This window comes from Fretibacterium fastidiosum (genome assembly GCF_000210715.1).
GTDB lineage: Bacteria > Synergistota > Synergistia > Synergistales > Aminobacteriaceae > Fretibacterium > Fretibacterium fastidiosum.
This window is the reverse complement of sequence record NC_021038.1, coordinates 515,715-524,071: the sequence shown is the minus strand read 5'-3', so window position 1 is coordinate 524,071 and position 8,357 is coordinate 515,715. Positions and strand designations below refer to the sequence as shown.

Sequence of the window (8,357 nt, the reverse complement as noted above, 5' to 3'; positions counted from 1 at the left end):
TGATGTGCTGAGAGCGGTCTATGACAGGCGCGGCCTGGACGAAAACTACCTTCTGACGGACCGGGAAGAATTTCTGCGCACCCTGGGGGAGATTGCCGCTTCAACGGATGCCCGGGGAACGGCCGTTTCCATGGAAAGCGTGAACTACAAGGTGCTTTTTGACGCCGGAGCGCTTCGTTTTATCCTTCGTGACAACGTGTGCTATCTTGACGTCGACCTCAACAAAACCGCTTCATTGATATTTTTTTCGCCGCGGTTTGAGTATGATATATTGAAGGCCGCTCTTTCAAATAAGGGCTACTTTGAGCTCTCCTCCGAAGTGTCGCGCGACGTCTATTACACGGATAAATCGTTGTGGGATGCTCTTTTTGCTGAGCGCCTCTCAAAGGCGAAGCCTATGGGGAATTGTCTTTTGCTTAATGGCCCGGTACTTGCCGTGCCGGATTTCAAACACCCGGCTCTTGTAACGATGGATGATTATGACTACCGGGGTGATGAAAAGTGGCGTATTCTTGACAACATGTACATCCCGCTGGTTATGTTTTTGAACGTCGAGCCGTTCCCCTGCGTCAGGGTGCCGTAGGGCGTTTAGTTCTCCGCAAAATCTTAGAAAGAGGGGTGTGTTGTTCATGAGAAAGGGGTATTTTGTTTTCTTTGCCGTGCTGTTGGGCCTGCTGATGCCCTGTGATGAGGGGTGTGCTATCAGTTGCGCTAAACCTGAGGAGGGGCATATAGACCAGGAGGTCGTTCCGCCGTTGCTGCAATACCAGGGCGCCCCGATATGCTGGAATTTTGTGGGGACGGTAAGCGGCGAGCCTTACTTCAACGTCTCCCTCGATAAGGTGGCGAAGGGGCAGGAGGGGCTTCAGCACGCCCAAGCCGGGTGTGTCAACACTTCGATGGGGACAATAATGTACGCCAATGCCTACCCCAGCGCCTCCGCGCTGCCCGGAGAGGCCCTGGATACGGACACTGAGTTTACGATTTCTGTCGGCAACCTTTTAAACCCTTTTAACTGGAAACGGGTTAAGATGAAGGGAGGCTCGGACAGGGGCAATTTCTATAAATGGGACCTGATGATCCCTTACCCCGTGTCCTCAGACCTGTCGCCCGTCGCTTCCGCCGATCCCCGAAGGGATGAAATGGCCGTGTTCCTGCGCGATATTGGCGCAGCCATGAGGACGGAGTATAAATCTTCAGCGGGAAATTCATATTTTTTCAAGGCTCCGGGGATTCTCAAGAAGTATTTCTTTTACAAAGACGCGCGTTATTACGGATGCAATCAGCTTGCCTTATTCTTCAACCTTGCGGATTTAACGCGAGAAGAAACAGAGGAGACCATCACGCCCAGCCTTGAGATGGGCATGCCGGTGATGATACAGCTTGCAGGGTTTGAAGATGATCCTCGAGCAAGTCATGCCATTGTTGTCGATGGCTATGCCTATGCCAGCGATAAGTTCGTCCAGGAGAACTACGGGGGTAAGTGCAATGATAATTTTAAAAAACTTCTTTATCACCTGGTTTTGAACGAGGGAGATAGAAGCGTGGATGGGTGGTACGACCTGGAGGATCGTACTGAGGTCGTGAGCATTGGTCGGTATACGAAGGTAACCGCCATCAACTACAATATATGCTCAAAGGACGAGGGGGGGGTTATCGGGGGGAGGCTCTTTCTCAGGAAGAGCGATGGGGAACTGGAGCTGCTCTCCGGCGACGCCTGTGCTGATTACGAGATGCAGGCACAGCTGATTCCTTTCGGTTTGGATAAGAGCGGGGTGACGCAGGCTAAAGCCAACGGGCACTATGCGCTGAGATATCCCATAGAGTGGGGACGGCTTCTCAATAACGCAGCCGTCAGGCTCATAAACAAGGCGGATGGAGCTGTCCTGGTAGCGTCAAGGATGTTGCCGGTCGGCGATAAAGACGACGATTCTGATGTGGGGCATTTAGGCGCAACGTTGCCTGGAATCTTTGGGGGGACGTATCACCTTCAAAGCCGTAATTTCTGGCCCGTGGACTTCATCCTGGACGAATCCGTGGTTATCGGAACAGGGGCGGATACGAAAGGGTTGAAGGCCTTGATTCAGTCTTCCGAAAACGCCAGCGACGACAGCGGCTTCAATCAATGGTGCCTGTCGGGCTTCGGCAAGCGGCTGAACAGCCGATGGACTGGAGAGGGAACGGACGCCTTTTTTGTCGACACGTTTCCGTACAATACCTTCCTGTCGTTGGGGGCGGGGCGGTTCCCGTGGATCGGTGAGCTGATGACGAAGGCGGAAAAGGTTGCGGCGGACGGCGGAATCGTCTTCATCTGCGGCGAGTCCTGGCCCTTCGCCCAGCGCCTCGCTGCGAGGGCCGGAAAACCGCTGGGCTTCTACAGCAAGGGGGCGATACGCCACACGTCGCCCAACGCCGTCGGGGTGGACCTGAAGGGCCGCCTCGCGAAGGAGACGGGCATGGGCCGCGTCGCCGTCCAGTTCACCCCGGACCTCGAGGCGCCCCTGATGTACAAGTCCCTGCCGGACGGCATCCGCATCCTCGCCATGGGCGAGGTCGTGGTCCTGACCGGTGGCCCGACGAGCCTCGGTGCGGAACGGCAGTTCTTCCCCATGGCGGTGGAGTTCGACCTCGGAAAGGGGAAGGTGATCTACACGTCCTTCACGGCGGACCCGAACCTCTCCGTCGCCGCGTCGCCGGAGGCGAAGAAGCTGATGCGCGAGCTTGTGGCCGGGCCGGTGCGGTATGCGCAGGAGCGGCGGACGACGCGGGAGGCCGCGGCGGAGCTGAGCAAGGCTGGAGTCTCCGGCGACGCCGTGCAGCGGGACAGCCTCGGCAGCATGGAACTGGGCAGGGCCGCCTCACGGGACTTCGAGGTGGAGTGCTCCCTGTCCGGGGACGTGACCTTCGTGCTTCAGGTCACGGACCAGAGGCTGGGACTCGACCTGCCTCCGACGGAGACGCTGCACGCCCTCGACGTATCGCTCTTCACGCCGGACGGGGAGCTGTTTGCCCGGCAGAAGCTCAACGGCACGCGGGCGTCCTTCGCGGTGTCCGCGGACGTGGCGCCGGAGGGGGTGGACCGCGTGGGCACGTGGCGGATGAAGCTGAACGAGGCGAAGGGCTTCATGCCCCGCCAGGTCGTGGTGGCCTTCTGTCTGGAGGGGGTCCACCCGCTTGACAACGGCGACCCGGGCTACGACCCGAACGCCTGGCAGGCGACCCTGAACGTCATCAGCGGCGACGACGGCGCCAACGTGCTGGTGGGCGCCTCGAACCCGGCGAGCGTGGACGTGTTCATCGGAGGGCCGGGTGACGACACGTACGTGGGCGGCAGCGGCGAGAACCTCTACACCTGGGAGCTGCGGGGCGGCGACGACACGATCGTCAACGACAGCGCGAAGTCCACGCTGTGGATTGGCAGCGGTGTGGAGCTCTCCGCCATGGGCGTTGAGAGGGTTGGCAAGGACATCGTCATCACCCTGCTGGATGAGAACAAGAGAAGGCTGGGATCCGTCACGGTGCGGGACTGGTACTCCGGCGCGGGCAAAAAGCTGAGGGAGATCGCCTTTGCGGACGGCCTGAGCCTGACGGCGGAGGAAGTGGAGAGCTGGGCGGCGGGCGGCGTCACGCCCCCCGCGAGCGGGGACGTGCCCGTCAGCTCGGACGTGCCCATTGCCTCCATCGTCCTGACGCCCTCGTCCCTGACCCTGAGGCCTGGGGAGACGGCGCAGCCGAGCGCCCTCGTCGCACCGCCGGACGCGACGGACAAGCGGATCGTGTGGAGCACGTCAGCCCCTGCCGTCGCGACGGTGTCGGGCGGGAGCGTCCAGGCCGTCGGGGTCGGGACGGCGCAGATCACGGCGACCTCCGCAGCGGATGCAACCGTGCGGGCGGTCTGCTCCGTGACGGTGAGGAAGCAGAGCGGGGGCGGCGGGACGGTCGAAGAGTTGGCCCACTACCGCGAGAAGTATCCGGGGCGTAACGTCCTGATCGCGTCGGAGGGCGACAGCGAGCTCCTGGGGACGGATGGAGCGGACGTGCTGGTTGGGAGTGCGGGAGACAACTGGCTGGAGGGGAAGGAGGGCGACGACATCTACGTCCAGACCCTGGGCGGCGGCCACGACACGATCTCGAACCGCAGCAGCGGGGCGCAGGACGTTGACGAGCTGCACTTCGGCCCTGGGATCGTCCCCGAGACGGTGTGGCTCCGCCGCAGTGGCGGCGACCTGGTCTTCTCCCTGCCAAATGAAAGGGGAGCGGAATCGGCCAGCACGACGGTGGAGGACTGGTATCGGGATGCCAGGGCGCGTTTGGACCGGGTTGTCTTCGTGGACGGCACGGTCTGGACGGCGGAGGAGACGGAGAGGCGTGTGGAGATTCCGTTCGGGGTGCAGAAGGGCGGCAGCGGAGCGGACCGGATGAAGACGCGCAGCCGTAAAGGGGAGACGGCGGTGCTCTATGGGCTGGAGGGAGAAGACCGGCTGAAGGGAGGAAGGGGCGACGACGTGTTCGTCGGTGGCCCCGGAGACGACTTCATCCACACCTGGAGCCTGTTTGGTGGCAAGTCGCACAAGACCTTCATCTGGAACCGGGGCGACGGAGAGGACACGGTGGACTTCTACTTCTTCGGGCAGAAATCGGGTCAGCGTCGTGGGGTACTGCGTCTGGGGCCTGGGATAGCGCCGAAAGAGGTGCATCTTGAGCGTCACGGCGGCAGCGTGAAGGTGGTGCTGCCGGGAGGGAGCGTGACGTTCAAGAAGGCGGGATGGTTCACGGGCTTCCACCACCCGGACGCGATCGTGTTCGCGGACGGGACGACCTGGCAGTGGAAGGACGTCCCGCAACGGTGAGAGCCGGTGCACGCGTTGGGCGCGTCGAAGGGTGCGCCGCATAGCGCTTTTAAGCGGGGGCCTCCGGACCGGAGGCCCCCCGCACTTTTCCGAAAGATGGCGGCAGGGGATGAGAGGCACCGTCATGCCGCCCCGCTGCACTCCAGTGCTTCAGTGCCTCGTTGTTAATTGACAGAACAGCAATGATTACGTTTCCCAACCCCAGGGCAAGCTTCAAGAGAGCGCCGACCGTCCCGCACCGGGGCGCGCGCCTCCTCGAAAAATCAGTGGGTGCTCCGGCGCGCGATGCGCTCGCCCAGCCACTGGACGACGCTGACCGCGGCCACGAGGAGGATCACCGTCACCCACGTGATGTCCGTCATGTTTCGGTCGTGCCCGTAGCGGATGGCAAAGTCGCCCAGCCCTCCCGCGCCCACGGCGCCGGCCATGGCCGTCAGGCCCAGCAGGCTGATGGCGGTGATGGTGGTGCCTCGCGCGATGGGGGCGACGCTCTCCCGCAGGTACACGCGGAAGATGACCTCGAGGGGGCTCGATCCCATGGAGAGCGCCGCCTCCACCAGCCCCTTGTCCATCTGGGCCAGGGCGGACTCCACCTGGCGCGTAAAGAAGGGCGCCGCCCCGAACACCAGCGGCACGATGGCGCCGCGCACGTAGATGGCCGTGCCCGTCAGGAGGCGGGAGAGGGGCATCAGGGCCGTCAGCAGGATGATGAAGGGGATGGACCGAAACAGGTTCACCAGCTTGTCCAGCACGTGATAGAGCGCGGGCCGTTCCAGGATTCCGCCCGGCCTCGTCACCGTCAGCACCACGCCGAGGAACAGCCCCACGACGAAGCAGATGGACCCGGCCCACACCTCCATCAGGATCGTGTCGCCGACGGCCTTCCAGAACTCCGGAAGCCGCTTCATCAGGTTCGGCAGCGCCTCAGTCAGAAACGTCTGCATCCTTGATCACCTCCACCCTTACGCTGTGCTGTCTCAGATACTCGATCGCGTCCTCGATCCTCCGCCGCTCGCCCTGGAAGATCACCACCGTGCCGCCCACCAGCGCGTCCGCCACGATCTCCACGTCCGCCAGGATGATGTTCAGGTCGATGTCGAACTTCCGGGCCGTCGACGAGATGAGGGGCGTCGAGACGCTGTTCTGGAGGTAGGTGAGGCGCGCCAGGATCTCGCCCCGCCTCAGGTTCACGACGTTCGAGTCGTTCCACACCAGCTCCTCCGCCTTGGCGAGGTGGGACGTGGAGCGCACGAAGTTCTTCGTCGTCCGGTGCTGTGGCGTCGCAAAGATGTCGAAGACGCTGCCCTCCTCCACGATCCGCCCCCGCTCCATCACCGCCGTGCGGCTGCAGATGCTCTTCACCACCTCCATCTCGTGAGTGATGACCACCACCGTCAGGCCCAGCCTGCGGTTCAGCTCCCGGATCAGGCGCAGGATCGACGCGGTGGTCTGCGGGTCCAGCGCCGAGGTCGCCTCGTCGCACAGCAGGATCTTCGGCTCGTTGGCCAGGGCCCGCGCGATGGCCACCCTTTGCTTCTGCCCCCCCGACAGCTCCGAGGGGTAGGTCCCCTCCTTGTCCAGGATGTCCACCAGCGACAGGAGCTCCCGAACCTTCTCCCGCACCTGCTCCCGCGACAGGCCGCTGCCCGCCAGGGGGTAGGCCACGTTCTGCCCCACCGTTCGAGAAGGCATCAGGTTGAACTGCTGGAAGATCATCCCGATCTTCCGCCGCGCCCGATAGAGGTCCTTCGGGGCCAGCTCCGTCATCTCCACGCCGTCGATTCGGACGGAGCCCGACGTGGGGCGCTCCAGCAGGTTGATGCACCGCACCAGCGTGGACTTGCCCGCGCCGGAGAAGCCGATGATGCCGTAGATCTCTCCGTCCTCCACCCTCAGGGAGACGTCGTTCACAGCGTCCACCGCCGTGCCCCCGTCCGCCCTGAACCGCTTCACGATGTGCTCAAGCTCAATCAAGCCACATTCCCCCTAAGTCAAGGAGCCGACGCCGTTCTTCCGACATCCGCCCAACCTGTCAGCCTACAAAAAAAGCGGGACGCACCGCGCTCCCGCCAATAAAAAAAGCGGGGCTTCACCGCTCCCCGCTTCGATCTCTATGGACCGGGCCTCCCGGCACAGGACCCCTGAAACCCTCAGCGGACAGCATCCATTGTGCACATGCGCATCATCATGCCCATGCACATCATCATGCCGCCCACGAAAAGAACGATCCCGGTTTCAGGCTTCATCCCACGATCTCCCATCCTCGAAAATTTATGCTGCGCAGTATACCTCAGGGGACCTCCGTTGTCAAATTTTTCAGCCGCCGGCCCCAGCCCCTGCGGGGCCAAAACAACCCCTCAGTCCCCCCTTCGGGGAGCCTTCCGGCTTGCCGTTCGCTACCGCTCACGGGGCGCCAGTCTCGCCCTTGCAGGGCTCGTCAGTCCCCCTTTCAGGGGAGGCAATCCACATTAGACGCGAATTGGTATCAGGAGCTGGCAGCCCTTCTTTTTTGAAAGCCCTGTCGCAAGTAATGTTTATGTTTTAATCCTCTTTTTAGAAAATTGACGACAACCTCTTGTTTCCCCTCTTGACACGGTGCGGCAACCTTGATAGGATAAAAACACATCGTTTTTGTGCTTCATGGATATAGACTTGGAACTAAGAAGGGAAAAACAGCGCTGCATGAGGCGACGTTAGGAAGATATGAAGAGGTGGTGCTCCTGTTGATTCAGTCGGGAGCTGATGTCAACGCCAGCAACAACGAAGGAGTGACGCCTCTTTGTTTCGCCTCCGGCATGGGGCTGCGGCGGGTGGTGTCCGCTCTGCTGGAACGCGGGGCCAATCCCAATGTCCGCATGGAGGGTGTAACGCCTTTACACATGTCGACGGGAATAACCCTGACAGACCAAAGACCTTCGGGAGAATGGGAGAGCTTCAGCGAGATGCTGAAGCGCACGGGAAGGGATGGAACCGACTTCCTGAAGGTGGCGAAAGCCCTGGTCGAGGCTGGGGCTGAGGTCAACGCTCTACGCAGTCAAGGTAAAAAGAGCACGCCGCTCGACATGGCCGAGGTGTGTGGAAATACGATGGTTGCGGAATACCTCAAGAGCGTCGGTGGCAAGAGGTGGAAGCCTTGGTACTGGCCGTTCTGAAATGAACGGTGAGCGAATTATCTTCAGGATAGGCAGTCTTGGATAGATTTTGGGGATGTTTCTGGAGAAAAGGAGTGAAGTGCAATGTTCATTATGATTATGAATTCCATAACTCCCCTAAGTACAAGTGGAAAAATTCCAACCTGCGGGGAATTCCTGGTTATGTGGGGTGTGATGTTTATTGTCGCCGTGTATTGTTTCATTGATAAAAAGTATCGTTAGAGGGGTGAAAGCAAGTATGCCCTCAAACTGTACGTCGCCGACAAGATTTGCTCCTTCTTGAAAGACCTGACGGATGAGGGGAAGGTGGCGAGCCTGTCTACGCAGGGATCAAGAGCCTGAACTGCCCACACCA

General features: G+C 61.0%; 5 protein-coding genes. 3 read left to right on the top strand and 2 right to left on the bottom strand.

From position 1 onward, the window contains the following. Together SY1_RS02265 and SY1_RS02260 are read left to right on the top strand one after the other, a co-directional pair. Nucleotides 1-583: hypothetical protein (locus SY1_RS02265; RefSeq protein ID WP_208872603.1), on the top strand; the 583-nt coding region annotated here is incomplete at its 5' end. A gap of 46 nt (nucleotides 584-629) precedes the next feature. Next, nucleotides 630-4,850: a C10 family peptidase gene (locus SY1_RS02260; protein ID WP_243440698.1), complete on the top strand. Its 4,221-nt coding sequence runs from the start codon at nucleotides 630-632 to the stop codon at nucleotides 4,848-4,850. 263 nt (nucleotides 4,851-5,113) lie between these two features. Here SY1_RS02260 and SY1_RS02255 read toward each other — a convergent pair whose 3' ends face one another. After that, entirely contained in the window at nucleotides 5,114-5,794 is a 681-nt protein-coding gene (locus SY1_RS02255; protein ID WP_208872601.1) for a methionine ABC transporter permease, read from the bottom strand. Continuing rightward, nucleotides 5,775-6,824 (bottom strand): methionine ABC transporter ATP-binding protein, encoded by a 1,050-nt coding sequence (locus SY1_RS02250; RefSeq protein ID WP_208872600.1) that lies wholly within the window; start codon nucleotides 6,822-6,824, stop codon nucleotides 5,775-5,777. The genes SY1_RS02255 and SY1_RS02250 overlap by 20 nt, the downstream gene beginning before the upstream one ends. A 659-nt stretch (nucleotides 6,825-7,483) precedes the next feature. Between SY1_RS02250 and SY1_RS02245 the strand changes: the two genes are divergently transcribed. Next, nucleotides 7,484-8,002 (top strand): ankyrin repeat domain-containing protein, encoded by a 519-nt coding sequence (locus SY1_RS02245; protein WP_279369712.1) that lies wholly within the window; start codon nucleotides 7,484-7,486, stop codon nucleotides 8,000-8,002. The last annotated feature ends 355 nt before the right edge of the window (nucleotides 8,003-8,357 follow it).